Raw genomic sequence first — 26,106 nt, forward strand, 5'->3', positions numbered from 1 at the left:
AATGAAAAGAATTCATTATAAAGCTTTCAGTATCGCTTTATTTCCTATTATTTTATTATTAATTGGCTGTACAGAAAAAGTAGATGAGAAAACAGATGAATACATACAGGCAGTAGATGCTGTTTTACATAATGCCTTAACAGGGCCAGATGATACATTAAAAGTAATACTAGAGCTGAAGGAAGGAAAAGAAAGATCCACAGCCTTGACTGAATATGAAGAGAGTTTATATAAAGATTATTTTGCAAGTGAAACAGCATACAATGATTTCATTTCAAGATATGGAACAGTATTTATGACAGAATCGCATAAAAACAACTATATACTTGCAGTAAAAAATATTGAATATGAAAGAACACATTCTAAAGAGAATATATATAATTTTTCCATCCAATTACAGTATCAGAAAGAGGGAAAATCACAAGAAGTAAAAAATATAACCGGGCAAGCTGATTTAAATGATGAGCAGAAAATCGAAAGAATGCTAATCCGCGTCAATGATTTATGGGGGTCTTTTCCAAAAGATAAAAGGGAATAAAAGCAATGGCGGCGAATAACAATGCTTTAATGTTGGTAATAGCAGGCTTATCTCGGCAGCAAATAATCATATTGAGTCCTCAATTCACTAATTTTCTCAAGTCTTTGTAGATTTGCTGCTTCATTCTCCGCTCCAACTGCAAGGACAAGATTCTCGATTAAATAGGTTGGACCAATCATCGAATGGAACTCACGGATATCTCCTCTACTTGCAAATAAAACAATATCAGCTTGTGTCGTAAATTCTGAAATAAGCTGGTCTGTAATGATAATGATTTTATAGCCAATTTGCTTACGATAATCCATAAGCGCCTGTGCTTCTGGAAGCAAACGGATAAAGCCAAATATAATGATTACATCCTCTTTGGAAAAATGGATAAAGTCTTCTAGTAATTCACTTCCTCCTTTATGAAGGATAGAAAAGTTTAATCCATATCTAACTATTCGATACTTCAGTAATTCTCCAAGTCCTAAGGAAGGGCCAGGACAATATAAATAGACTTTTCTTGCGGAAATAATCGAGTGAACAGCATTTTTAAAAGTATCTTCTCGAAACTGCTCTATTGTTTTATAGAGATGTTGGATAGAAGCATTAAGTGTATGGTATGGGAAAGCTTGTTTATCGACCGTATTTATTAGTTTTGCTATTTTCTTGGCAGGGGATGGCTTTAGCTGGGCAGCAATTTCTCCTTTAAATTCCTTTAAATTTTTAAAGCCGACTATACGCCAAAATCTAGACACAGATGCAATGCTAACATTAACTGCTTCAGCTATTTCCTGTTCCGTTAATAATAGAACTTGATGCGTGTTTTTTTGAAGATAATCTGCAATTTTGTATTGGCTTGGCGACATTGATTTTGTATTCCATTTAAACATAACCTCTAACCTCCGTCTTTATTTGACCTTAATATAGCACATTTTTTTCTTCACAAATTATTCCTGATAATTTTTTTACATAATGTTAAAAAACGATAATAAATTTACGTTCCTTTTACTTGTCTACCATATTCCATTAAATTCTGTGCTTTATGATAAAGGTATTCAAATAAAGGAGGCAAATAATATGAATCAATTAAAAGATAGGTATGTTTTAACACAGTCTCAAAAGATGATGGTATTCATTTTATCTATGTCCTTATATGGACTCTCCAACATGATTACAGAACTTATTCCTGCTTTTCACCTTGGTCCTGTCGAATTTTCCGTTGAGTATTTTGCATTTATTCCATTGACTTTATGTATGCTATTTCACCCTTTATATGCTGCAATTGGAGCTGCTTTAGGAGAAGTTGTTTTTGGTGAGATAATGCTAGGACAATTTGGTGGTTTTGGGGAATTAGAAAAATTTATTACTTTTTCTCTTGCCATGTTTATTGCTGGATCCCTTGTGAATGATCCAAAGAATAAAAGGCAGGTTGGAATTGCTGCAATAACAGGTGTCATCATTCATCAAGCATTAAGCTCAATGGTTGATATTGGAAAAGTATGGATAGGTGTAGAAGAGCTGGAGGCGGTTCCTGGATTAGCGGAAAGTGTTGTGATTGTGGAAGGGTTTGCTTTCTTAAATGATGTATTATTTTCCGGAATCCTTTTTGCTCTCTTGCCAACCTTATATTTAGTGCCACGTTATATGGGAAAATGGAGCCATTATTAGGCATGAAGCCGAGAAATAATAAAATGAAGTACTCTATGGGCAGTATTGTAACGCCTAAATTGATTCTTGTTGGTATTGTGTTAGCTTGTTTCGCCTTTTTCTTTGAATATTTATCAGAAGCAGGATTTAATGTCGAGTGGGAAGCAGATTTTCTAAAGTCATACGGTGATTGGTTTATTTGGGTAAGCATTGCTGCTGCGGCATGCATAGCTGGTATTACTATAGGTATCATGCAGAAAATGAAAAAGAAAAATAATGCAAGTAATGAAGAAAGGATTCAGTTATGACCATTCAAATTGAAATAGAGAAAGTTTCCTTTCAATATCCAGGTGTTGAGGAGCCAGTATTAGATAATGTTTCGTTATCGGTTCATCAAGGCGATTTCCTTGGCATTATTGGTAGTAATGGGAGTGGGAAATCCACTCTATGTAAATTAATAAATGGCCTTATTCCTCATTATTATGTAGGAGATTATTCTGGAAAAGTTACCGTTAATGGACTGGTTACGACAGAGCATAAAGTAACTGATTTTTCTTCCCATGTTGGATATGTTTATCAAGATTTTGAAAATCAGCTTGTTAGTCCGCGTGTATTGGAGGACGCGAGCTTTGCCCCTCTTAACTTCGGGTATGCGGATTATCTTGAAAGGGGTAAAAAAGCCCTGGATTTAGTTGGTCTAAAGAATCATGACGATGAATTTATTTGGCAATTAAGCGGAGGGCAGAAACATCAGTTAGCCTTAGCTGGTGCATTGGCGTTGGACCCGGATATTCTTATTATTGATGAACCAATTGCACAGCTTGATCCAGAGCATGCTACACAAATCTATGCTATTTTAAAAAAATTAAATCAAGAGTATGGGAAAACAATCATTGTTATTGAGCATCATACCGAATTTATTGCGGATTATTGCAACAAAGTAGTTCTGATGGATAAGGGGAAAGTTGTCTGGAATAAGGAAACAAAAGAAGCTTTAACAGAAGTAAATGAGCTGCTACAACGGCAAATTTATCCGCCACAAGTAACGTTAGCAGCCTATCAATTAGGATATTCAAAAGAGGTATTGCCAGTTACAGTGGAAGAGGCAGAAGTTTTTTTTCAGACCGTTTCACAAAGAGAGAGGAAGAATAACATAGAAAATGACAAGGAATTCACGAAGCGTGAAAGGTTGATACAAATAAGAGATGCAAGCTTTTCACATAAACTTGTTGATCGCTCCAAAAAGCAAGTAGTGAAAGGCATAAACATTGATATTTATAAAAATGATTTAATTGCATTTGTCGGCAACAATGGAGCAGGAAAATCTACGCTTATGCGTTTATTAACAGGACTTGTAAAACCAGAGACAGGAGAAATACTTGTTCAAGGTCAAAATACTCGCCATTGTTCGCCAGAAAAACTGGCAGATGTCGTAACATATATTTATCAAAATCCAGAAGAGATGTTTATTGAAGACTGTGTGAGAAGAGATGTAGAGTTCTTTTTAAAAGCGCGAAAGGTTCCTGGATTCGAGGAACAGGTTGATCGAGTGTTGAAGCAATTTGAATTGACAGAGTTGCAGGACAAGGACAGTCGATTAATGAGTGGTGGTCAGCAAAGAAGAGCATCCCTTGCGATTGGAGTAGCGATGAATCCATCTATTATTTTGTTAGACGAACCAACGGCAAATCTTGATATAGCGACACGTAAGCATATTACAAAATTAATTGATTCCTTACAGGCGCAAGTGGGAGCAGTCCTTATTGCTACACATGATATGCAGCTTGTCACAGAATGGGCCAATCGAATTATCGTTCTCCATGAAGGAGAGATTATCCATGATGGCAATCGTGAATCCGTATTTAGTAACCATACCCTCCTAGAAAAAGCAGGTCTCAAGCCTCCGCAAATTCTGGAATTGAGCAGAAGAATGAAGCAGAAAAACTTAGCTTATACTGTCACAGACTTTGTGCAATCAATCGATACAAAGGAGCGCTTGTTAAATGGAGTATACTAGAAAATTAACGGAAAAATTGTCTGTAGAGCAAGTGAAGATTGAGCTGCTTCATACTGCTTATGGAAATAATGAAACGTTTCTCGCAAAGCTTGATCCTCGGACGCTATTTATCTGGTATTTATATTTCGGAATTGCTCCGTGGTTTATTCATAATCAGAGTATATTAATAGGGTTGTTTGTATTTATGGCCATTACAACCTTTATGTCCAAGGTTACACCTTTAGTAATTATCATTCTTTGTCTCGGTTTACTTGGCCAGGGAGGATATCTACTGATTGCCTCTTGGTTTTTTGGTGGGGATTTACAAGTCATTGTTCCTCTATTAACACTGACTTTAAAGCTCTCTATTATTTCTTTAGCTAGTATCACAGTGTTTTGCTCCATGGATCCTGAAAAATTAAGCAATGGACTTTTGAAAATTGGAGTTCCCGGACAAGTATCCTTTAGTATTGCCTATGGCTATCGTATGCTTCCTAGTCTTCTAGAAGAATATCACCACGTATTTCTTTCCTTTCGTTTGCGTGGAAAGGCACCGGAGAAGCATGGAATTCTTTATTGGCGATCTATCATTTATTTTTCAAAGATAGCCGTTCTTTCCTTTTATCCCTTACTACTTAGTACTGCAAAAAGAGCACGTACAACAGTAGAAGCATTAGAAACAAAAGGAAGTTTTTATGCATTTAGTCGGCCGGAGATAAAGAAAATCAAACTTGCACATCTTCATTTTCAATATAGAGATTATTTGTTTTTAATGGTGTCTGTGCTTTATCTATTATTTTTATATACATTCGTCTTTTTATATCTGTAGGAGGGGTTATAAATGAGAATCGATTTACATAGTCATGTGAAAATTTCAAAAAAAACTGATTTTATGCCAGAATATTTTCAAGAAATGATGAAAGAGGCAAGAGAAGCTGGGTTAACAGGAATAGCGATGACAGAGCATTTCAATACAAGGAGATATACAGATATTTATAATTTTCTGGATACGCATTATCCATATGAGAATAACTATTACATGATAGATGGGTTAAAGCTATTTCCAGGAATAGAAGTAGATGTGAAAGAGATTGGTCATATTTTGCTTATTGGTAATCGAAAGGATGTTTTATCCATCAGAAGCTTATTAGAAACTAACACGAGTGAGGATAATTTTCTTGCCTTTGATAAGTTAATGGATATAGCAGAACATTATGATATTCTAAAAATTGGTGCCCATGCTTTCCGTGATAGTACCCCTCTTTATCATTTGAAGGCAGAACAGCTTAAGCGTTTGGATGCCCTTGATCTAAATGGAAAAGATCTTTATGCTCAAGGTCAAAAAGCTTATCGAGAAAAACTAGAGGATTTTGCGGGGAAATTAGGACTTCCAGTTGTTGGCGGAAGTGATACACATCATTTTTTACAATATGGCTGCATATATAATGAGTTTCAAAATGAATGTGATTCAGTGGAACAATTGAAGGCATCCATTGTTTCTGAACAATATAAAATCCACATCTCTGAAAATCTAAATTTAAAAGTAAAAGCAGCTACTTTAACGAAGAAGTGGATGAAAAAAGCGTTAGAAAAAGAGAAACAGTTATTTGGATAAAAAGGAAGAGACAGGAATAACTGCCTGTCTCTTATTTCATCGCAACCCCATACCGCATTTCTTCTGATAACTCTTTTCCCGTTTTTTTCAATAGTTGTATATAGTCTTCAAGGATGTCATCTCCTACTCTAGAAACTAATGTAGAAATGCTAAGTGCTGCTAGTATTTGTCCATGCTGATTAATAATTGGTACTGCGATACAGCGGACACCTAGTTCGTTTTCTTGATCATCCACAGCATACTCGTTATGTCTCACCTTTTCTAATTCAATAAGAAAATCTTCTTTCTTCGTAATAGTCCGGTTTGTAGCTTGCGTAAACGGATAGCCGTCTAATAGGGAATCAATTATTTCTTGTTTTTGATAGGATAACAGTAATTTTCCGATTGCAGTACAATGAAGGGGAATTCTCCGTCCAATTCGAGAGTAACGAATAACAGAATTAGCCCCTTCTTCCTTGTCAATGTATACACCTGCATTCCCGTCTAAAATACCTAGATGACATGTTTGGCCAGTTCTTAGTGCCAATTCAACGAGATATTTATTGGCGATTTGCCTGATATTTAAAGTATTGATAACTAAATTACCTCTTTCCACGAGCTTTAAGCCTAAACGGTATTTTCCGTTTTCGGGATTTTGATCAATATAGCGAGATTGCTGGAGCGTCTTTAATAGGGAATGTACAGTACTTTTATGTAATCCCATTTGGTCACTAATTTCCGTGATTTTTAATTCGATCGTGTGCTCATTAAATAGGTCTAGTATTTGCAGGGCACGTTCCACAGATTGAATGATTGGCATAATATCTTCTCCGTATTCGTTTTATAATATTTAACTAATTGCTATTATAACAAACTAATCTAGTAATTTTACATTAATATAGCCATATGAAAATAGCAATGTCTATTTTAAAATTATTAAAAATTCGAAATTAATTATATGTAAGTGTTTACTTTTGAGGGCTGTATGTTATAATCAACTCGAATAGACTAAATAGTAGGATTGGGTTTTATAATATAAAACAAAAAAAGAGTGGAGAGGGAAATATGACCGAACTAAATTACTTTAAAGGAATTATTCCGCCAGTTTCAAGTATTGTTGATAAAGAAGGAAATCTGAAAGAAAAAGAAATGGCGCTATTAATTGACAAACTAATAGAGGAAAAAGTAAACGGTTTATTCTTTTTAGGTACTGGTGGAGAATTTTCGCAAATGTTTATAGAGGAAAGAAAAGCAATAGCTGAGTTTGCTGTTAAGTATGTTGACAAAAGAGTTCCTGTGTTAATTGGAATTGGCAGTGCGAATACTAGGGAGGCACTCCAGCTCAGTCAACATGCGGAACAAATAGGTGCAGATGGAATTGTTGCCATTAATCCGTATTACTGGAATTTGACCGAAGAGAATTTATATACATACTTCAGTGACATTGCGAAATCTGTAAAGTTACCGGTTCTACTTTATAATTTTCCAACGCTAACAGGACAGGATTTAACACCTGATTTTGTGGGAGAGCTTGTTTTAAACCATAAAAATATAGTTGGCATTAAAGAAACGATTGATTCTATCGGACATATTCGCGAAATGATTGATAAGGTCAAAAAGGTGAATCCTAATTTCTCCGTATTTTGCGGGTTTGATGATCATCTATTTAATACATTACTGCTAGGTGGAGACGGAGCAATATCAGCTAGTGCAAATTTTGCTCCACAATTATCGGTTGGTATATACAATGCCTTTTTAACAGGAGATTTTGAAAAAGCAGTTTCTTTCCAAAAACATTTATCCATTTTGCCACAACTATATAAAATTGATAGCCCATTTGTAAATGTAGTGAAGGAAGCATCCGAATTATGTGGTATTGATATTACAACAGAGGTTTTGCCTCCTACAAAAACACTAAGCGCAGAGAAGAAACAGCAAGTGAAAGAAATTTTGCAGCAGGCAAAACTATTATAATAGAAGGTCAAGTTTTTCTTTTTGGAATGATTATTTGTTTACTAAACAAACACAAGATGGAGGGATAAAGTTATGACATTACCATTTATTTTTGAAAACGAGAATGAATCCCTTTATGAAGTAAGAACGAATGCGAAGGGGCCGACTGGAACACTGCCACTTATTGCACAAATGTTGGAGGATTCGCCAAGTGGGGATTTATTCGGACTTAGTCAAAATGTAGGGATGGGATGGAAACCGAAAGATCTATTAGGAACAGAAGTCCTGATTCTAGGCACAAAAGGCGGTATACGGGATCACAATGGAGAGCCAATTGCATTAGGGTATCATACAGGGCATTGGGAAGTAGATATTTTAATGGCAGAGGCAGCAGAAGAAATTCGAGTGCATAAAGGGGTTCCTTTTGCTGGATTTGTTAGTGACCCTTGTGACGGTCGTTCTCAAGGAACACTAGGGATGTTTGATTCTTTTCCCTATCGAAACGATGCAGCAATTGTTTATCGACGTTTAATCCGTTCATTGCCAACTAGAGAAGCAGTAATAGGCGTTGCGACCTGCGATAAGGGACTTCCTGCCATGATGATTGCGCTTAGTTCTATGCATGATCTACCAACCATCATTGTGCCTGGTGGCGTTACTTTACCTCCAACAATCGGGGAAGATGCAGGGAAAATCCAAACAATTGGTGCACGATTTGCCAATAAAGAAATTACCTTGAAAGAAGCTGCAGAGCTTGGCTGTTTGGCATGTGCTACACCAGGAGGAGGCTGTCAATTTCTTGGTACTGCTGCAACTTCTCAAGTAATTGCAGAAGCATTAGGCATTGCCATCACACATTCCGCACTTGCTCCATCTGGACAAAAGATTTGGGCGGAAATGGCAAGGCAGTCAGCAAGAGCAGTTTTAGAAATGGAAAAGAATCATATTACAACAAAGGATATTATTACAGATAAAGCAATCGAAAATGCAATGGTTCTTCACGCTGCATTTGGTGGATCAACCAATCTTTTATTACATATTCCAGCACTTGCATATGCTGCTAAATGTAAAATACCTACAGTTGATGATTGGGCAAGAATTAATCGCAAAACTCCACGTTTAGTAAGTGTTTTGCCTAATGGACCAGATCATCATCCAACAGTACGTGTTTTTCTTGCTGGAGGTGTACCAGAAGTGATGCTTCATTTGCGAAAATTAGGACTTTTACACGAAGATGTCCTTACCGTTACTGGCCAGACTTTAGGAGAAAACTTAGATTGGTGGGAAAAATCCGAACGGAGAGCGCTATTAAGAAAACGTTTATTAGAAGCAGATGGAGTCAATCCTGACCAAGTAATTATGGATCCAGACACAGCAAAAGCAAGAGGGCTTACTTCTACAATTACTTTTCCAAAAGGGAATATTGCTCCTGAAGGATCTGTTATCAAATCAACTTCTATTGATCGATCGGTAGTAGGAGAAGATGGAATCTATAGACATACAGGAGTAGCAAAGGTATTTACATCTGAGAAATCTGCTATTACTGCGATAAAAACTGGTGGAATAAAAGCAGGAGATGTAATGGTTGTAATGGGTGGAGGACCATCTGGAACAGGGATGGAAGAAACCTATCAATTAACTTCGGCATTGAAATATTTACCTTTTGGCAAATATGTGTCCCTAATAACTGACGCTCGTTTTTCAGGTGTTTCAACAGGGGCCTGCATCGGGCATATTGGTCCAGAAGCATTGAGCGATGGACCAATCGGAAAACTTCGTGATGGAGACTTAATCGAAATTATGGTTGATTGTGAAAACTTGGTAGGATCTGTTAATTTTATTGGCACAGGAGATCAGCGATTATCAAAAGAAGAAGCAACACATGTTTTAGAAACACGAGAAGTTCATCCAGATCTTAAACCAGACCCGGATTTGCCAGATGATACAAGGCTTTGGGCAGCACTACAAGCAGTTAGTGGCGGTACTTGGCGAGGCAGTGTGTACGATGTCGACCGAATTATTGAAGTATTGGAGGCAGGAAAGAAGGCGTTAGCGAAAGAAGCAGGTTCTTTCTCCAGATAAAATTGGTAAGAAAGCGAAAGGATTAATGGTGTAACATAGTTTTATTTTTGATTCGTTGTAAGCGTAAACAAAAATAAACGATTGGAGGAATTAAGATGTCGTCGAATTTACAAAGGGAAGAGGTTACGCCGACACAAGCAACACCAGCCGGAGAAAAAATAAGTTTAGTAGAAAGAATAGGTAAAGGAATGTACTAGATTTGTAGATTCCTTTCCAATTATCTGAAGAATGTACGAATCTATAAGAAAAGGGGTTATAAAATGAGTAAAATAATCAATCCAGTCTTGCCAGGTTATCATCCTGATCCTTCTATTTTAAGAGTCGAAGATGACTATTATCTAGCTGTCTCTACTTTTGAATGGTTTCCAGGCGTACAGATTTATCATTCAAAAGACATGATTAATTGGCGACTGCTAACATATCCATTAACAAGGGAATCCCAATTAAATATGATTGGGAATGTCAATTCAGGTGGTGTGTGGGCACCATGTTTGAGTTATTCAGATGGCTTGTTTTATTTAATCTATACAGATGTGAAAAGTAGAGTGGGAGCTTTTAAGGATACTCATAACTATTTAGTGACAGCTGAAAATGTGGAAGGACCATGGTCTGAGCCGGTTTACCTTAATAGCGGTGGTTTTGATCCATCCTTATTTCATGATGAGGATGGTAGAAAGTGGTTACTTAATATGATTTGGGATTTTCGTAAAGGGACCAATTCATTTGCTGGAATTGCGCTACAAGAATATTCAGTAGAAGAAAAAAGATTAGTTGGGCCGATTCACAACATCTTTAAAGGCTCAGAGATTGGTTTAACAGAGGCGCCTCATTTATATAAGCGAAATGGCTTCTACTATTTAGTGACAGCTGAAGGGGGAACTTGGTATACGCATGCGGCAACAGTAGCTAGATCAACCTCTTTATTCGGGCCATACGAAATTGATCCAACCAATCCAATTTTAACTTCAAACGAAGACGATAAGAATCAACTACAAAAAGCAGGTCATGGAAGTTTAGTGGAAACACAAAATGGTGAGTGGTATATGGCACATCTATGCGGAAGACCAGTAGTTGATAAAAAATGTACACTGGGGAGAGAAACGGCGATCCAAAAATGTTATTGGACGGAAGATGACTGGCTGCGCATTGTAGGAGGACCAAATCCATCGACCATTGTGGAGGCGCCTCATTTAAAGCCACATCCTTTTGAAAAAGAGAGCAACTATGATGATTTCCAAGGTCATTCTTTAAAGAAGTACTGGAACTCTTTAAGAAGAATATTTAGTGAAGAATGGCTTTCCTTAACGGAACGACCAGGATATTTAACTTTAAAAGGTGGGGAATCAATGAGTTCTCTTCATCATCAAAGCCTGCTTGCGCGCAGACTAGAGACTTTCACAGCGGAAGTGGAAACAGCTGTTGATTATACACCAGAAAACTTTCAACAAATGGCTGGATTAATTTTTTATTATGATACTGATGATTATGTGTACCTCCGAATTACGACACATGAAACGTTAGGAAAGTGTATCGGAATAATTGAATCCAAACATGGCGTTTATGATGAACTATTGGATCAAGATATCTCGTTAAAATCCATTGGGGAGATTAAGTTAAAGGCAAAAGTCAATCATCAATGGCTACAGTTTGCTTATGCAGAAGGAGACAGTGAATGGAAGGATATCGGCAGTAAAATCGATATTAGTCATTTGTCGGATGATGATGCAGATTATATCCGCTTCACAGGAACCTTTGTGGGGGTATGTACACAAGATTTAAGTGGGCAAAAGAAACCAAGTTATTTTCCATACTTTAAGTATGATGAGTTATAAACAGAATATCAGAAAAGGGTGCTGTTAACTTTTCAGTACCCTTTTTTTACGTGTTAGGAAATGGTAAATGAATCATGTTTCCCTATAGGAAGTGATATTAATGTAAATAGTTCACCAATCAGACATAACTTTGTGAACTGAATGTGAATTAAATCACAAACATCTTTATTACGTTGGAAATGGTGATATTATATAAGTGTAGTAAGAAACAAACAAGATCTTGTAAAAATGTGAAATAGTGAACAATATAATCAGATAACTAATCTTAAGGAGATGGAGTAAAATGTTAGACTTATTAAGAAATAATAAAGTGGTTGCCGGAATTTTAGCGATATTTAGAATTTATCTTGGTTATCAATTTATCCATGCAGGCTATGAAAAAATTACAAGTGGTGGCTTTGACGCAAGTGGATTTTTACAAGGGGCAATTGCAAATAGCACAGGTGATCACCCAGCAGTACAAGGATGGTGGGCAACATTTCTAGAACATATAGCACTCCCAAATGCGGATTTATTCAGTTTCATGGTTCAATGGGGAGAAGTTCTAGTAGGGATCGCACTAATCCTAGGTTTATTCACAAGCTTTGCAACATTGATGGGAATGGTCATGAACTTTGCCTTCTTATTTAGTGGAACAGTAAGCACAAATGGACAAATGATTCTATTAGCAATATTCGTTATCGTAGCAGGTGCAAACGCAGGTAAATTTGGTCTAGACCGTTATGCAATGCCATATATCAAAAAGCAATGGAACAATAGAAGAAATAATAAGCAAAAAAAAGAAACTGCAATTGCATAATTAGTTGATATAAAACACTTCAATTTGGAGCGAGAAATGGCTTGCTAACTGACAACAGTTTTGGCAAGCCATTTTTAGGTTTATAGAGTTTCTTTAATATCAAGTCACGAAATTTCAGTAAAAAAAGCTGGATAATTTAGAGCATAACGCAAATGCTATCAGGTAAGGAGGTGTCTATTTTGCTTATATCTCTACTAAGATTAACATTTGCGTTATCATGGCTAACCTTATATTTTATGCCTAAAAAAGCGGTGAAACGGTATATTCCTTCTGCGACGATGTCCGCATTACTCGTTATGATCACCGTGTTTATTGGTAGTCATTATAAATCTTGGAAGGTAAAGGGCGGAAATAAAACACGTATTTACAATATTTTGTCTGTTATTTTGGGTCCCTTTTCAGTAGGAACGATTTGGGTTTTATATTTTACTTTTCGAAAGTTTTGGATATATATATTAGCTAATTTTGTTCAGAACTTTATTTATGCTTTTCCTATCCTAACTTTTTTAAAAAAGGTCGGTTTTATCAAATATGTCCGTTTTACTCGTATCCATCATTTATATGCATCGATGTCGTATGCTCTCATTATTTATTTCTTTCAGTTGTATTTAGAGAAAGGAACATCATCCGAGATAACTTCGTTTGATAAAAAAATACCCAAAATGTAGGCGGATAGGATAAAATGACTTTATATAATTCTATCTATTATAAAGTCGAGGAGAAAAGAAATTGATTGGGACATTATTTAACTGCTTCATGATTATTGCAGGTAGTACGATTGGAAGTTTTTTGAAAAAGGGGATTAAATTGGAGTATCAAGATATTCTGATGCAGGCGATGGGGCTTGCTGCAACTGCTCTTGGGATTCATTCTATTGTTCAAAATATGCCTGACAGTAAGTATCCTGTTCTATTTATTGTGAGCCTTGCAATTGGAGGCCTGATTGGGGAAAAGCTAGACATTGAAAACTCCTTTAAACGTATTGTGTCGAAATTTTCAAAAGGTAATTTAGCAGAAGGATTATCGACGGCAATTCTACTATTTTGTGCGGGAACTTTGTCTATACTAGGTCCAATTGAAAGTGCTTTAAGAGGAAATCATACATATCTTTTTACAAATGCAATTTTAGATGGGGTTACGTCCATTGTGTTAGCGTCTACCTTTGGTTTCGGAATTGCGGCATCCGCTCTCGTTTTATTTTTATGGCAAGGCTTTTTTTATATGACAGCAGGACTACTTGTAAGTTTTCTAACACCTGATTTATTAGCTGAAATATCGATAATTGGTGGAATCCTTATTTTAAGTTCAGGGCTAAGTATATTAGGTATTAAAAATTTTAAGACATTAAATCTTTTGCCATCGTTATTAATTCCAGCAATTTGGTATATTATGCTAAAACTAGTATAGATTCTTTCTCACATTTGATTAAAAGTTTCATTTATGGGGAATATACCAATCAGAGGTGATAATAATGCAAAAAGAACTTGAAACATTAAGAGACTTAATAAAAGATGTGGATAATGCAATGCTTACTACAATCTCTGAAGAAGGTCTTGTATCTCGTCCAATGAAAACGCAAGAAGTAGAATTTGATGGAGACTTATGGTTTCTGACAAAGAAGGATACGGAAAAGTATGAAGAGATTTTGCATGAAAATGAAGTGAATGTCGCCTACGCAGGAAAATCCTATGTTTCTATCAGAGGAAGAGCGGAACTCGTTGATGATCTTGCTAAGAAGAAAGAGTTATGGAGTAATGCCTATGAAAAAATCTTGCAGACTTTATACGATGATCCTAATATCGTATTAATTAAAGTAAAGGCTGAATCAGCAGAATATTGGGATACAGGAAGCTTTACGAAAAATGTCGTTTTCATCTATAAGCGGATCACTGGTCAAGAAGCAGAAGACACAGACATAAATGAAACATTGGAATTATAAAAAAGCTTAGAGTTTTCAGCTCTAAGCTTTTTTTGTGCTCTCTTTATCTTATCTTATCTTATCTTGATTTAAGAATATTTAAAAAATGTAAACTGTGTAAAAGAAAATTGAAGTTTGTCAAACAACCATTATGTATTTGTTAATGATTGGTAAATTTGGTTTTCAACATGAATTTGTATGTTTAAATAGGGATGTAATTCAAATGGGGAGGGATTAGTTAGTGGTAGCAGTAGAAATGAAGGACATTTCTAAATCATATGATAAGCAGAAATCCGTTATTGATCAGATTAGTCTTTCGATAGAAGAAGGGGAATTTTTTGTCCTTGTAGGACCGTCTGGCTCTGGAAAAAGTACATTACTGCGAATGATTGCAGGTCTAGAAGAAATTTCAGGTGGGGTACTAAAGATGAATAATCAAGTTGTCAATCACCTGCCGCCAAAGGATCGTAATTTATCGATGGTCTTTCAAAATTATGCATTATATCCACATTTAACGGTGGAGCAAAATATTCTTTTCGGCTTACACGCCAAAAAAGTAGACAAGATGGAACAACAAAGAAGACTGCAAGAAACGGTAGAGATGATGGGATTAACGGAGTTATTAAAACGAAAGCCAAAGGAATTGTCAGGTGGCCAAAGACAACGTGTTGCACTAGCAAGGTCTGTTGTAAGTGAAGCTCCTATTTGTTTAATGGATGAGCCCCTTTCAAACTTAGATGCAAAGCTCCGTGCACATATGCGAATAGAAATCCGCCGCTTGCAAAAGAAGCTTGGTTTAACAATGATTTATGTTACCCATGATCAAGTAGAGGCAATGACAATGGGGGATCGCATTATGGTACTAAATGATGGGAAAATTCAGCAAATAGGCGAACCCATTACTTTATATAATCAGCCTGCTAATTTATTTGTTGCATCCTTTATTGGTTCACCAAAAATTAATTTAAGCAAAGCAAAACTGATTGATCAAAAATTGGTTCTTGAGAATGGTCTGCAAATTACGATGGACAAAGAGGATACTCTCCCATTATTATCTCAGCCGAATCTTACAATGGGGATTCGAGCAGAACATATTTTCCCAGGGACGGCTGAACAAACAAGCCATACTTTAGAAGTAGTGAATGTAGAGCAGCTTGGGAATGAAACGCTATTAACCTTTGAAGTGGGAAAAGAACTGTGGACAGCGAAATGGTTAGGTCAATGGAGAATTCAAGTTGGAGATCAAGTACCGGTTCAGTTGTCTTCTAAGAATATTTGTTTTTTTAATTCTGAATCAGGAGCATTAATTCGCCCAGCAGTTGCTATGAAAGAACAAGAGGTTGTTGGACTATGAGTGAAATCGCATATCAACAGGAAGTACAGCATTCTGTCGACTTTCTAAAGGAAAAAAAGAAGCAACGGTTACAACATTTGTTCAAAGGGATGCTATTTCTATTCCCTTCTATTCTATTATTTAGTGTCTTCTTATTTTATCCATTGGGGAAAACGATTTATTTGAGTTTTTTCTTAACAGATAATCGTGGTGATCCCACCATATTTGTTGGCATGGAAAATTATCTGGAAATTTTTAAATCGCCAATCTTCTTGCAAAGCTTAAAATCAACTTTGTTATTTGCCTTATATACTGTTCCAGGAAGCATTATCGTCAGTTTGTTTCTGGCTATCCTTGCAAATGAGAAGCTTCGTGGTATCGGTGTTTTTCGAACAGTATTTTCCTCTTCGATGGGGATATCTGTTGCGGCTGCATCTGTGTTTTGGATGTTCTTATTTCACCCTACGATTGGGTGGCTGAATACCATCGTAAAAGCATTCGGATTTGAGTCTATTGGCTGGCTTACTGATCCAAATTGGGCGCTCTTTTCCGTTTCTGTATCCACGATTTGGATGAATGTTGGCTTTACATTCTTGATTTTATTAGGTGGTTTGCAATCGATCGATTCCTACTTATATGAAAGTGCTGATATTGATGGGGCAGGCTACTTTTATAAGTTAAGACGAATTACGATTCCAATGCTGTCGCCAACCTTATTTTTTGTATTGACTGTAACGTTGATTAATGCCTTTCAAACATTTGGCCAAGTAGATATGTTAACGAGAGGTGGACCGCAGAATGAGACAAATTTAATCGTTTATTCCATTTATCAGGAGGCGTTTATGAACTACCAATATGGAACAGCGAGCGCTCAAGCGATTATTCTTTTTGTGATTATTCTTGTTCTGACTATCATTCAATTTAAACTTGGAGAAAGGAAGGTTCATTATCAGTGACATTGCCCATTCATAGAAAAATTATCTTTTATTTATTATTAATTATTTCAGCACTGCTTATTTTCTCGCCAGCTATTATTGCATTTTTGATGAGCTTTATGTCCTCACAAGATATTATGACAGGAAAATTAATTCCGACAGGATTAACATTAGATAACTATTTAAAAGTATTTGAGCGTTTTCCTTTAATGCAATATTTGTTAAATAGTTTCATTGTATCCATCGTCATTATGATGGGGCAATTAATACTTGCTAGTTTAGCAGCATATGCATTTGTGTTTTTGGAATTTAAAGGAAGAGATTTTCTTTTCTTTATCTTTATTGCAACCATGATGGTGCCATTTGAAGCATCTATCATTCCAAACTTTCAAACGATAAGGAATCTTAACTGGCTTGATCATTATAATGGTTTGACGATTCCATTTTTCGCAACTGCCTTTGGAACTTTTCTCTTGCGGCAGAACTTCAAGCAGATTCCGAAAGAGTTGAAGGAGGCAAGCGAAATAGCAGGGATTGGAGACTTTAAATTTTATTTAACAGTTGTTCTACCTATGGCGAAAACAAGTTTGATTACGCTTGGAGTGTATGGGTTTGTAACGTCGTGGAATATGTATTTATGGCCGCTACTTGCGACGACAAATGATAGTGTGCGCACTGTGCAAATAGGTCTTAGACAGCTTCAGTCACAGGAACAATTAAATGAATGGGGCGTTATTATGGCAGGGGCAATTATTGTTGTTTTGCCAACGCTGATTCTATTGTTTTTGGGTCAGAAAAAACTCCAAAAAGGGTTAACAGAAGGAGCTTTGAAATAATTTTTGCAAGGAAAAAACTAATAGATAAATTAGGGAGTGTACGGAAAATGACTAAAGCGAAGCAGTTACTAAGCATGTTTATTCTATCATTGGTTTTATTAATGGTTGGATGTAGCAATAATACAGAATCATCTTCTAATAATGGAGAAGAAAAGGATGGTCCAACTACCGTTACTTTCTGGCATTCTATGGGAGGCGCAGCACAGGAAGCGTTAAATGCGATTGTGGATGAATACAATGGCTCTCAAGATAAGGTGAAAATAAATGCAGAATATCAAGGTACATATGATGAAGCATTAACGAAATTTCATACTGTTGCAGGAACAGAAAGTGCTCCAACAATGATGCAGGTTTTTGAAATTGGTACAAAGTCGATGATCAATAGTGGTTTTGTTGAACCAATTCAAACACTTGTTGATGAAGATGGGTATGATATGAGTGGCTTAGAAGAGAATATAACGAACTATTATAAAATTGATGACACTTTTTATTCTATGCCATTTAACTCTTCTACACCTGTTATGTACTACAATAAGGATGCCTTTAAGGCAGCGGGCTTAGATCCAGAGAAAGCACCAGCAACATTTGAAGAAGTTGAAGAAGCTGGAAAGGCAATCGTAAAGGCAAACCCTGAAATGAAAGGATTTGCGCTCCAAGCATATGGTTGGTTATATGAGCAATTATTAGCGAACCAAGGGGCTTTATTAATGAATAATGATAATGGTCGAACAGAAACACCAACAGAGATTGGCTTTACAGAGGAACAAGGGAAGTCTGTGTTTAATTGGGTTAAAAAGATGATTGATGATAAAACATTTGCTAACTATGGAACAAATGGAGATAACATGGTAGCAGGTTTCCTTGCAGGAGATGTTGCGATGTTTATGCAATCTTCTGCTAGTGCAAGAGATGTAATTGATAATGCACCATTTGAAGTAGGCGTTGCTTTTATTCCACACCCAGAAGCAGTAGAAAGACAAGGAGTAGTTATTGGTGGAGCTAGTCTTTGGATGATGAAAGACAAGAGTGACGAGGAGAAAAAGGCTGCTTGGGAATTTATGAAATACTTACAAACAAAAGAGGTACAAGCAAAATGGCATGTTGGAACAGGTTATTTTGCGATTAATCCAGATGCTTATAACGAACAAGTTGTAAAAGATGCTTATGAACAGATGCCACAACTAAAAGTAACTGTGGAGCAGTTACAATCGACTAAGTCTTCTTATGCTACGCAAGGTGCCTTAATGGATATGATTCCAGAAGGTCGCCGTATTAGTGAAACAGCACTTGAAACGGTATATAACGGTGGAGATGTCGAGGAAACATATAGCACGATGGTGAAACAGTTAAATGAAGCAATTGAAAAAGCAAATCGAGCAAGAAAATAAGCTATAGGGAAAGACCAACATGATTAAATCATTTAATACTTGTTGGTCTGTTTCTTTCCATTATAAAGGAGGAGAAGGGATATGAATAGAACAAAAATATATGGACATAGAGGGGCAAAGGGTAGATATCCAGAAAATACACTACTTAGTTTCCAGCAAGCAATTTTACAAGGGGTAGATGGAATAGAGCTAGATGTTCATATGACAAAGGATGGCGAAATCGTCGTTATTCATGATGAATTTTTAAATCGGACAACAGATGGAACTGGCTTTGTACGGTCATATACATTAGAGGAAATAAAGGCATTTAGTGCAGGAAGTAAGTTTTCCTCCCTGCCTGATTTTGAAGAAAGCTGGTTATTAGAAAAAGTACCAACCTTAAAAGAAGTATTGCAATTGTTAGCTCCATACCCAATTGAACTAAATATAGAACTTAAAACCTATACATTTGAATACGAAGGTATTGAAGAAAAGACGATTGCTCTTGTGAACGAATACGGAAATGGGCGTAAGGTCGTGTATTCTTCCTTTCATTTGCCGACTTTATTAAGAATTAAGGCGATTGATCCATCTGCTTCGATTGCCTGGTTATTAAATCAAGTAATCTCTAATCCTCTTGATTACATAAAAAGCATAGAATTAGAGGCATTGCATCTTCATAAAGATATGGTAATCGATCATCTAAATGATTGGAAGGAATTAAAAGATCTAGTAAGAGTATGGACAGTAAATCAAGGGGACGAAATGGCTCAACTACTGGATGCAAAGGTGGAAGCAATTATTACGGACTATCCAGAACTAGCCATAGCCATGAGACAGGAAAGAGCTGTTCCTATTGACTAAATACTGGAGTGTGTTCATTCTCATTCCTTTCTTAACCATATCTCTAACTTCTTGCGGTGACAATGCAGTATCTATCGTAGCCCAGCCTGCGATAGAAAAAGAGGACACTCCAAGAGTAATTGCACATAGAGGGGCAAATGAATGGTATAACGAAAGCACGATTACCGCTTATCAAATAGCCGCCCAATCAGGAGTAGATTCCCTTGAAATAGATTTAAGAATGACAAAGGATGGCGAATTAATCGCAATGCACGATGAAACGATTGACCGTACGACAAATGGAAAGGGAAAGGTCTCTGATTATACTTTAGAAGAGATAAAGACTTTTCAAACATTCAAATCGGATTATGGCAAAACCATTACGGAAGAAATTCCAACATTAAAGGAAATAATCGAGACCTTTCATGATTCCCAAAGGTATTATATTGAAACAAGACTTGTTAATGGAAAATTAGCAATGGAAGAAAAGCTTATTCAGTTGTTAGAGGAATACCAATTACTCGATAAAAACTTAGTGACCATTCAATCCTTTTCGGAAGAGAGTTTATTGAAAATTAAAGAAATGGCTCCACATACAGAACTAGCTCTTCTTTTTAGAAAAGGATCTTTTTCATTGAATGAAGCAAGTGGGGTTGAGTATCCTATAATAGGAATCGAATCTACAGATGTTACGCAGAAAGTGGTAAAGGAATTACATAAGCAGGGAAAAGAAGTTCACGTGTATTTTACGAATAAGAAAACACAAAAAGAGGAACAAGAACGAGTATTGGAATATGAAGTGGATGGCTATTTCACTGATTATATTCATTTTACGAAAGAGATTTTAGCGATATAGGTGGGAAAAGCGGGTGTAAAGAATTGCACTCGTTTTTCTTTTTTGTAACAAGAAAACCGTTGACTCTAACATCTTTGGATATTTAGACAATATGTTTCGTTGGATGCCTATTGAAATGTGATAAAGTACATATTAAAATGAATATATGAATAAAAAAATAAAATATTCATATGTTTAGGAGTGTGACGAATGCCAAGGGGCTTTAATGAACAGGAGAAACAAAAAATATATGAAACGTTAATAGATGAAGGGAAGCGATTATTTAGCCGTTTTGGTCTTAAAAAGACGAGTGTAGGTGAGCTAGCAAAAGCGGCAGGAATAGCACCAGGTTCTTTTTATACCTTTTTTGACTCCAAAGAAGCACTCTTTTTTGAAATTATGGAAAAAGAAGAAGAGAAAATAAGAAGCCGGTTTATTCAACTTGACTTAACTAGACAAGCGGACGTAAAGGAATCGATGAAAAAGTTTCTTGATCAAATGTTATCAATGGTCGAGGAAAATGAGTTATTTAGACAGCTTTTATTAGATAAAAATTATGATGCATTGTTAAGGAAATTACCACCGCAAAAATTAGAAGAGCATTTGCAAAGAGATTCGGATTCGATTGGAGTAATCTTATCCAAATGGAGGGAAATAGGGATTGCAGAAGGGATAGAGGAGGATGCATTAGCGGGATTATTTCGAGCTTTATTTACGATAAGTCTTCATAAACAGGAAGTTGGAGAAGAAATTTACCCAAAAACGATGGAATTGTTAGTGGATTTAATAGTGGAGGGCCTAATAAAGAAGGGGGAGTAAGGGATGGAAGAATACATCATTTATACCAATCAGCTTTCAAAAAGTTATCAAAACTTCCAAGCTGTTAACCAAGTTTCTTTACGAGTGAAAAAGGGAGAAATATATGGCTTCTTAGGATTGAATGGTGCTGGGAAGACGACAACTATTCGTATGCTCTTAGGAATGATTCAACCTAGTTCCGGCTCTTGTTTTATCAATGGAGAAAAAGTAAGTGCTGGTAATCATCAGTTATGGAAGCAGGTAGGATATATGGTGGAAACGCCTTTTGCCTATCCAGAGCTAACCGTTCGGGAAAATTTAGAAGTTTTTCGAAAGTTGCACCAAATTAATTCCGCTGCTGTTACGAGCGTAATTGAACGGTTAAATCTAACTTCCTTTGCAAATAAAAAAGCCAAGCATTTATCGCTGGGAAATGCACAGCGACTCGGGATTGCCAAGGCCCTCCTTCATGATCCGAAGGTATTATTATTAGATGAACCGACAAATGGCTTGGATCCTTCTGGAATTGTAGAAATTAGAGAATTATTATTAGAGCTTGCTAATAAGGGGACAACTGTCTTTATTTCCAGTCATATTCTTGGAGAAATTGCTAAAATTGCTACGAAAATAGGAATCATTCATCATGGGAGATTAATTCAAGAGTTAACGAAAGAGCAATTAGAACAAAATAGAATCACAAAACTAATCGTAAAGACAAGAAATCGAAAGAATACTATAAGCTTCCTAAATTCTCTAGGATATAAGGTTAGGGAAAATGAGAAGGAGGTAATAGAAATAACAGACACAGAGGCAATAAAAAAGCCTGATGAATTAGTAAGTAAATTAGTACATGCAAATTACTCACCAACTATGGTTCTTGTGGAAGAAGAAGATTTAGAAACTTATTTTTTGCGTGTAATCGGGGAGAATGGGGGAAATGTAAATGAAGCAATTCATTAACGTTGTTTCTACTGAACTGCTAAAATCTCAAAAATCAAAAGTAATGTGGATTATCTCGCTCGCTTTTACTATTTTACCGATAATGGCTGGATTTTTTATGTTTGTCTTAAAGGAGCCAGTTTTTGCTCAAAAGTCTGGTTTGTTAGGTGCAAAGGCACAGCTTGCTGGAACGGCTGACTGGCCATCCTATTTAAACTTACTAGCACAAGGAATTGCTATTGGCGGTCTGTTTGTTTTTGGCTTTATGTTTAGCTGGGTTTTTGGAAGAGAGTATACAGAGCGAACTGTTAAGGACTTATTGGCATTACCTTTTTCACGTACATATATTCCAATTGCCAAGTTTATTACTGTTCTGATATGGTCTTTTCTTGTATCTATATGGGTAATTGGATTTGGATTTATCATCGGACATTTTATTGGTCTTGAACAATGGTCGATAGGTGCTTGGGAACATGGCTTATATGTTCTGGTTATGACTTCTTTATTAACCATTCTTGTTAGTACACCAGTAGCATTATTTGCATGCTTCGGAAAGGGCTATTTAGCACCATTAGGCTTTGTTATCATTACTATCATTTTTGCACAGATTATAAGTGCGGTAGGATATGGTAGTTTTTTCCCTTGGGCAGTGCCTGCTTTATTTAGTAATATTATAGTGGAAACACCATTAGATGTATCAAGCTTTTTACTCCTTATCTTTACAGGACTAATTGGGATATTATCAACGCTTAGCTTTTGGCGGTTTGCAGATCAAAATGGATAAGCGGTATAAGGAAATTTCTCGCTAAAGAGAAATTTCCTTATGTTAGTATGTTAATTGGAAAAGATACTTTCATAGGTTTCTATGCACAATTTTCGAAAAATGGAATTCGGAAGAGGCAAGAAATTTTCATACGCGATTTTAGCATGCTTCTGTGCTTTTTCCATGTTATTAAGTTCTCTATAACTAAGGGCCATAAATGTATCTTTTGTATAATAAACAGCTTGGTCAACAGGATGGTTAATATGTTTTGGAACATAAATAGTTTTTAAAATGTCGAGTGCTTTATTATATTCTTTTCTATAATACATCACTTTTCCTTTTTGAAGCATATTCCAATTATCACCGGTTGCTTTTTGTGTATTTTCATCAAAAGTTAGATATTGATCAATGATAGACATTGCTTCTTGATATGCTCCTTTTACATGAAGTAAGTATTCCACATAAAGTACATCACAGAGTTCCTCAAAAATTTCATCTTCCACAAATTCTCCATACTGTTTTAGCTTTTTTAAGTAGTAATGAAATTTTTCTTCTTCTTCAACTAGTAAGGCAACTACTGTAGCAAGCTTGTAGATGTCGTCTGTTTTGTAATAGAGTTTCTCTTTTTTAGAATATTTCAATGCTCTTTCCACTGCTTTTGATGTTGCTTTTATGTCACCGATTGCTGAATAAATGGCGGCAATATGATAATCCATATTGACTTGAGTCATAGGGTCAATCTTTATATGGTTTGTTTCAATATGTTTTCGTTCTTCCAAATAACATTGTAAAGCTTCTTGATAACGATGTTCCAAAAAAAGGGTTATGCCTCTAAAGATTGCAATGTCTGCACGATTAGCAGTAAGATTCAGCAAATCATAAATTAACGCTGCTTTATCACAATATATTGTCCATTCCTCTTTATTTAGACAAAATAGACTGCGGCTGTATATCTCCAACAAGCGCGCTGATTCATAGCTTTCATTCAAATTAGGGATATAGGGTTCAATTAGTGCAATTAGCTGGTTGCTTTGTTGAATGGTTTCCTCTGAGTGTTTAAAATAGATGCGAAATTCTTCATAAATTCTTTCTACTTTCTCTAATACTTTTCTTAATTCTGCAGAACTAATCGTTTCTAATAGCTCTGTTACTTCCACTCCAAGCCTTTCAGCTATATACTCAAGACTCTCCATAGAAGGTTTAGCTTTATTATTCTCAATCTGGCTGAGCATGCCTTTTGTTAATCGATCACCAGCTAATGCCTCTAGGGTCATTTTCTTTTGTTTTCTTAATGTACGAATTCGTTCTCCTAGCATAAATGGTACACTCCTTATTAAGATAGTTTAATTATATTAAACTTTTTCTTGAAAGGGAAGTTTTTGTGTGATATCATTTGTTTAATTAAATTAAACTTTTTTGAAAAAGGATGGGGTTTCGTTGGATGAAAATCAGTTACAAAAGAGAGCCACATATCACTTGTGGACATTTGTCAGTAGTAAATTAATTGCAACAGCTGGATCACAAATATACACATTTGCTATTAGTTTGTATATTTTGCATTTGACTGGTTCTTCGATGAGTTTTGCCGTGAATATACTATGTAATATCTTACCTAGAACAATCGTTGCTCCTTTTGCTGGGGCCATCATAGATAGGTATCCTCGTAAGATAATTGCTATAACGGCTCAAACGGTTACGACCATTTCAATAGGCGGATTACTACTTTATAGCATCACGATGGGATTATCTTTACTTGCTATTTATACAACATCCTGTATCCTGTCCATTACATCTATGTTTGCCAGCAATGCTTTTACTTCATCATTAACCGGATTAATTGATGAAACTCGCATTCAGAAAGCATCTTCTTTAAATCAAATTGCTATTTCCATTGCGCAAATCGCAAGTCCAGCTATCGGTGGAATATTATTTGGCTTAGTGTCCATGTCCGTGTTTTTAACAATCTATCTTATCGCTTCATTGATTGCCGTTATACTCGATTCGACCATGAATTTTACCCTTTTTGAAAAAGAACGGGAGCATCAAGAGAAGAAAGAATCGGTTTTTGAAAGTTTAAAAGGGGGCATAAGCTATGTCAACCATCAACCATTATTAAAGGTGATGATTATCCTTTGCTTAATTGTCAATTTTATTTTTACAGCATTTAATGTTGGTTTTCCATTTATCGTTAATACGAAATTACACATGCCATCCATACAATTTGGAATTGTGGAAGGGGCTTTTGCTGTAGGAACTCTTTTACTTTCTGTATACTTGACTTTAGGAAAGGAATTTAAACATCCGTTTTCTGTTAGTAAAAGGGGAATACTTTCTTCAAGTTTATTAATGATAGCTGCAGCGGTTCCTATTATTATTTCATTATCATCCACAACAATATTTATTTACTACATGGTTGTCATGTTCTTATTTGGCGCAACGAATATTTTGATAAATATTCCGATTATGGTACTCTTGCAAAAACAAATTGCTAATGAATATAAAGGTAGAGTTTTTACCATAATAGAGACTTTTGCTATGGCGATGATGCCAATAGGTACATTGTTGTTTGGTTTTCTATATGATTACGTGCCAGCACAATGGATTCTCCTTATATCAGGATGTCTGACCATTATTTCCGTATTAATTCTTGCAAGGCCATCTGTAATGGAAAAAGCAAATACATCGAAGTCAAATGCATCGATTGCTAAAGAGAAAGCTACTTCCGTTTGAAGAATCTAGAGAAGTACCATCTGTTACTTTAATGAAGAAAAGCAACTAGAAAAGGTAACAGAGAAGCAATCTCAGTGCCCCAAAAGAAGAAAAACACTGGTCAAAGGTAACAGAGAACGGATCTCTATGTCCCGAAAAAAGGTAACAGAATAGTGACTTTATGTAATAAAGTAATTCTGAACATCCCCCAAGCTTGCAACAATTAACAAAAAATAAATTACAAGAAAATATATCAACCTATAAACTCTCCTTCTATAAAGGGAGAGTTTTTCTAATGAAAAATATAGATTAATAGGAGATAATGAACATTCTAGTTATAATAAAGAAGATAACCGATTATATTAGATTAATTAAATGAACTTAAAGGTAAAGCAGAGGTAATG

At 35.8% G+C, this 26,106-nt stretch carries 24 protein-coding genes and 1 pseudogene; 22 read left to right on the top strand and 3 right to left on the bottom strand.

Translation table 11 applies throughout. From position 1 onward, the window contains the following. Nucleotide 1: 1 nt before the first annotated feature. Nucleotides 2-538 (top strand): hypothetical protein, encoded by a 537-nt coding sequence (locus tag ACWNMZ_RS10010; RefSeq protein WP_031538819.1) that lies wholly within the window; start codon nucleotides 2-4, stop codon nucleotides 536-538. A gap of 47 nt (nucleotides 539-585) precedes the next feature. Here ACWNMZ_RS10010 and ACWNMZ_RS10015 read toward each other — a convergent pair whose 3' ends face one another. Further along, nucleotides 586-1,413: a MurR/RpiR family transcriptional regulator gene (locus ACWNMZ_RS10015; RefSeq protein ID WP_031538820.1), complete on the bottom strand. Its 828-nt coding sequence runs from the start codon at nucleotides 1,411-1,413 to the stop codon at nucleotides 586-588. Between the two features lie 187 nt (nucleotides 1,414-1,600). On the opposite strand from ACWNMZ_RS10015, the pseudogene ACWNMZ_RS10020 reads away from it, so the two are divergent. The 4 genes and pseudogenes from ACWNMZ_RS10020 to ACWNMZ_RS10035 all read left to right on the top strand — a co-directional run bounded on the left by ACWNMZ_RS10020 (nucleotide 1,601) and on the right by ACWNMZ_RS10035 (nucleotide 5,781). Further along, a pseudogene (locus ACWNMZ_RS10020) lies at nucleotides 1,601-2,478 on the top strand (cell division protein FtsQ). Next, nucleotides 2,475-4,187 (top strand): ABC transporter ATP-binding protein, encoded by a 1,713-nt coding sequence (locus tag ACWNMZ_RS10025; RefSeq protein WP_031538821.1) that lies wholly within the window; start codon nucleotides 2,475-2,477, stop codon nucleotides 4,185-4,187. Before ACWNMZ_RS10020 ends, ACWNMZ_RS10025 begins: the two are co-directional and overlap by 4 nt. Continuing rightward, the gene (locus ACWNMZ_RS10030; RefSeq protein ID WP_031538822.1) at nucleotides 4,174-4,995 is read left to right on the top strand and encodes an energy-coupling factor transporter transmembrane component T family protein; all 822 of its coding nucleotides are present in this window, start codon (nucleotides 4,174-4,176) and stop codon (nucleotides 4,993-4,995) included. Before ACWNMZ_RS10025 ends, ACWNMZ_RS10030 begins: the two co-directional genes overlap by 14 nt. Nucleotides 4,996-5,007: 12 nt before the next feature. Beyond that, nucleotides 5,008-5,781 carry a PHP-associated domain-containing protein gene (locus ACWNMZ_RS10035; RefSeq protein ID WP_031538823.1) on the top strand — a complete coding sequence of 258 codons (774 nt, stop codon included), beginning with the start codon at nucleotides 5,008-5,010 and terminating at the stop codon, nucleotides 5,779-5,781. A 31-nt stretch (nucleotides 5,782-5,812) separates the two neighbouring features. Here the strand turns inward: ACWNMZ_RS10035 and ACWNMZ_RS10040 are convergent, their stop codons facing one another. Beyond that, nucleotides 5,813-6,580 carry an IclR family transcriptional regulator gene (locus tag ACWNMZ_RS10040; protein ID WP_031538824.1) on the bottom strand — a complete coding sequence of 256 codons (768 nt, stop codon included), beginning with the start codon at nucleotides 6,578-6,580 and terminating at the stop codon, nucleotides 5,813-5,815. 245 nt (nucleotides 6,581-6,825) lie between these two features. On the opposite strand from ACWNMZ_RS10040, the gene ACWNMZ_RS10045 reads away from it, so the two are divergent. The 16 genes from ACWNMZ_RS10045 (at nucleotide 6,826) to ACWNMZ_RS10120 (ending at nucleotide 23,014) form a co-directional block, all read left to right on the top strand. After that, nucleotides 6,826-7,734: a dihydrodipicolinate synthase family protein gene (locus ACWNMZ_RS10045; RefSeq protein WP_048717194.1), complete on the top strand. Its 909-nt coding sequence runs from the start codon at nucleotides 6,826-6,828 to the stop codon at nucleotides 7,732-7,734. Nucleotides 7,735-7,806: 72 nt separating this feature from the next. Further along, nucleotides 7,807-9,795, top strand: coding sequence for a YjhG/YagF family D-xylonate dehydratase (locus tag ACWNMZ_RS10050; protein ID WP_048717196.1), 1,989 nt, complete (start codon nucleotides 7,807-7,809; stop codon nucleotides 9,793-9,795). A 260-nt stretch (nucleotides 9,796-10,055) separates the two neighbouring features. Next, nucleotides 10,056-11,627, top strand: coding sequence for a glycoside hydrolase family 43 protein (locus tag ACWNMZ_RS10055; RefSeq protein WP_449598618.1), 1,572 nt, complete (start codon nucleotides 10,056-10,058; stop codon nucleotides 11,625-11,627). A gap of 283 nt (nucleotides 11,628-11,910) precedes the next feature. After that, nucleotides 11,911-12,426: a DoxX family protein gene (locus ACWNMZ_RS10060; RefSeq protein WP_031539602.1), complete on the top strand. Its 516-nt coding sequence runs from the start codon at nucleotides 11,911-11,913 to the stop codon at nucleotides 12,424-12,426. Between the two features lie 179 nt (nucleotides 12,427-12,605). Further along, the gene (locus tag ACWNMZ_RS10065) at nucleotides 12,606-13,094 is read left to right on the top strand and encodes a hypothetical protein (protein WP_031539601.1); all 489 of its coding nucleotides are present in this window, start codon (nucleotides 12,606-12,608) and stop codon (nucleotides 13,092-13,094) included. Between the two features lie 61 nt (nucleotides 13,095-13,155). Next, the gene (locus ACWNMZ_RS10070) at nucleotides 13,156-13,833 is read left to right on the top strand and encodes a DUF554 domain-containing protein (RefSeq protein WP_251629588.1); all 678 of its coding nucleotides are present in this window, start codon (nucleotides 13,156-13,158) and stop codon (nucleotides 13,831-13,833) included. Nucleotides 13,834-13,897: 64 nt separating this feature from the next. After that, nucleotides 13,898-14,365 (top strand): pyridoxamine 5'-phosphate oxidase family protein, encoded by a 468-nt coding sequence (locus tag ACWNMZ_RS10075; RefSeq protein ID WP_251629590.1) that lies wholly within the window; start codon nucleotides 13,898-13,900, stop codon nucleotides 14,363-14,365. Nucleotides 14,366-14,585: 220 nt separating this feature from the next. After that, entirely contained in the window at nucleotides 14,586-15,698 is a 1,113-nt protein-coding gene (locus ACWNMZ_RS10080; RefSeq protein ID WP_109769431.1) for an ABC transporter ATP-binding protein, read from the top strand. Further along, nucleotides 15,695-16,633, top strand: coding sequence for a carbohydrate ABC transporter permease (locus tag ACWNMZ_RS10085; protein ID WP_031539592.1), 939 nt, complete (start codon nucleotides 15,695-15,697; stop codon nucleotides 16,631-16,633). The genes ACWNMZ_RS10080 and ACWNMZ_RS10085 overlap by 4 nt, the downstream gene beginning before the upstream one ends. Beyond that, a complete protein-coding gene (locus tag ACWNMZ_RS10090; RefSeq protein ID WP_048719182.1) occupies nucleotides 16,630-17,448 on the top strand; it encodes a carbohydrate ABC transporter permease in 819 nt (272 codons plus the stop codon). The genes ACWNMZ_RS10085 and ACWNMZ_RS10090 overlap by 4 nt, the downstream gene beginning before the upstream one ends. Before the next feature lie 47 nt (nucleotides 17,449-17,495). Further along, nucleotides 17,496-18,836, top strand: coding sequence for an ABC transporter substrate-binding protein (locus ACWNMZ_RS10095; RefSeq protein WP_449598619.1), 1,341 nt, complete (start codon nucleotides 17,496-17,498; stop codon nucleotides 18,834-18,836). Nucleotides 18,837-18,917: 81 nt separating this feature from the next. Further along, a complete protein-coding gene (locus tag ACWNMZ_RS10100) occupies nucleotides 18,918-19,679 on the top strand; it encodes a glycerophosphodiester phosphodiesterase (protein WP_031539586.1) in 762 nt (253 codons plus the stop codon). Continuing rightward, a complete protein-coding gene (locus ACWNMZ_RS10105) occupies nucleotides 19,672-20,514 on the top strand; it encodes a glycerophosphodiester phosphodiesterase family protein (RefSeq protein WP_441131155.1) in 843 nt (280 codons plus the stop codon). The genes ACWNMZ_RS10100 and ACWNMZ_RS10105 overlap by 8 nt, the downstream gene beginning before the upstream one ends. Nucleotides 20,515-20,703: 189 nt before the next feature. Beyond that, nucleotides 20,704-21,312, top strand: a complete 609-nt coding sequence (locus ACWNMZ_RS10110) for a TetR/AcrR family transcriptional regulator (protein WP_251629591.1) — start codon at nucleotides 20,704-20,706, stop codon at nucleotides 21,310-21,312. Nucleotides 21,313-21,315: 3 nt separating this feature from the next. After that, nucleotides 21,316-22,251 carry an ABC transporter ATP-binding protein gene (locus tag ACWNMZ_RS10115; RefSeq protein WP_251629594.1) on the top strand — a complete coding sequence of 312 codons (936 nt, stop codon included), beginning with the start codon at nucleotides 21,316-21,318 and terminating at the stop codon, nucleotides 22,249-22,251. Next, nucleotides 22,235-23,014 carry an ABC transporter permease gene (locus ACWNMZ_RS10120; RefSeq protein ID WP_251629596.1) on the top strand — a complete coding sequence of 260 codons (780 nt, stop codon included), beginning with the start codon at nucleotides 22,235-22,237 and terminating at the stop codon, nucleotides 23,012-23,014. The genes ACWNMZ_RS10115 and ACWNMZ_RS10120 overlap by 17 nt, the downstream gene beginning before the upstream one ends. Nucleotides 23,015-23,064: 50 nt before the next feature. On the opposite strand, the gene ACWNMZ_RS10125 is transcribed toward ACWNMZ_RS10120, so the two are convergent. Beyond that, nucleotides 23,065-24,309 (bottom strand): helix-turn-helix domain-containing protein, encoded by a 1,245-nt coding sequence (locus tag ACWNMZ_RS10125; RefSeq protein WP_251629598.1) that lies wholly within the window; start codon nucleotides 24,307-24,309, stop codon nucleotides 23,065-23,067. Nucleotides 24,310-24,430: 121 nt separating this feature from the next. Between ACWNMZ_RS10125 and ACWNMZ_RS10130 the strand changes: the two genes are divergently transcribed. Then, on the top strand, nucleotides 24,431-25,723 hold the full coding sequence (locus ACWNMZ_RS10130) for an MFS transporter (protein WP_031539578.1): 1,293 nt from the start codon (nucleotides 24,431-24,433) through the stop codon (nucleotides 25,721-25,723). Nucleotides 25,724-26,106: the final 383 nt, after the last annotated feature.

It is taken from the genome of Niallia sp. Marseille-Q9988, assembly GCF_976954375.1.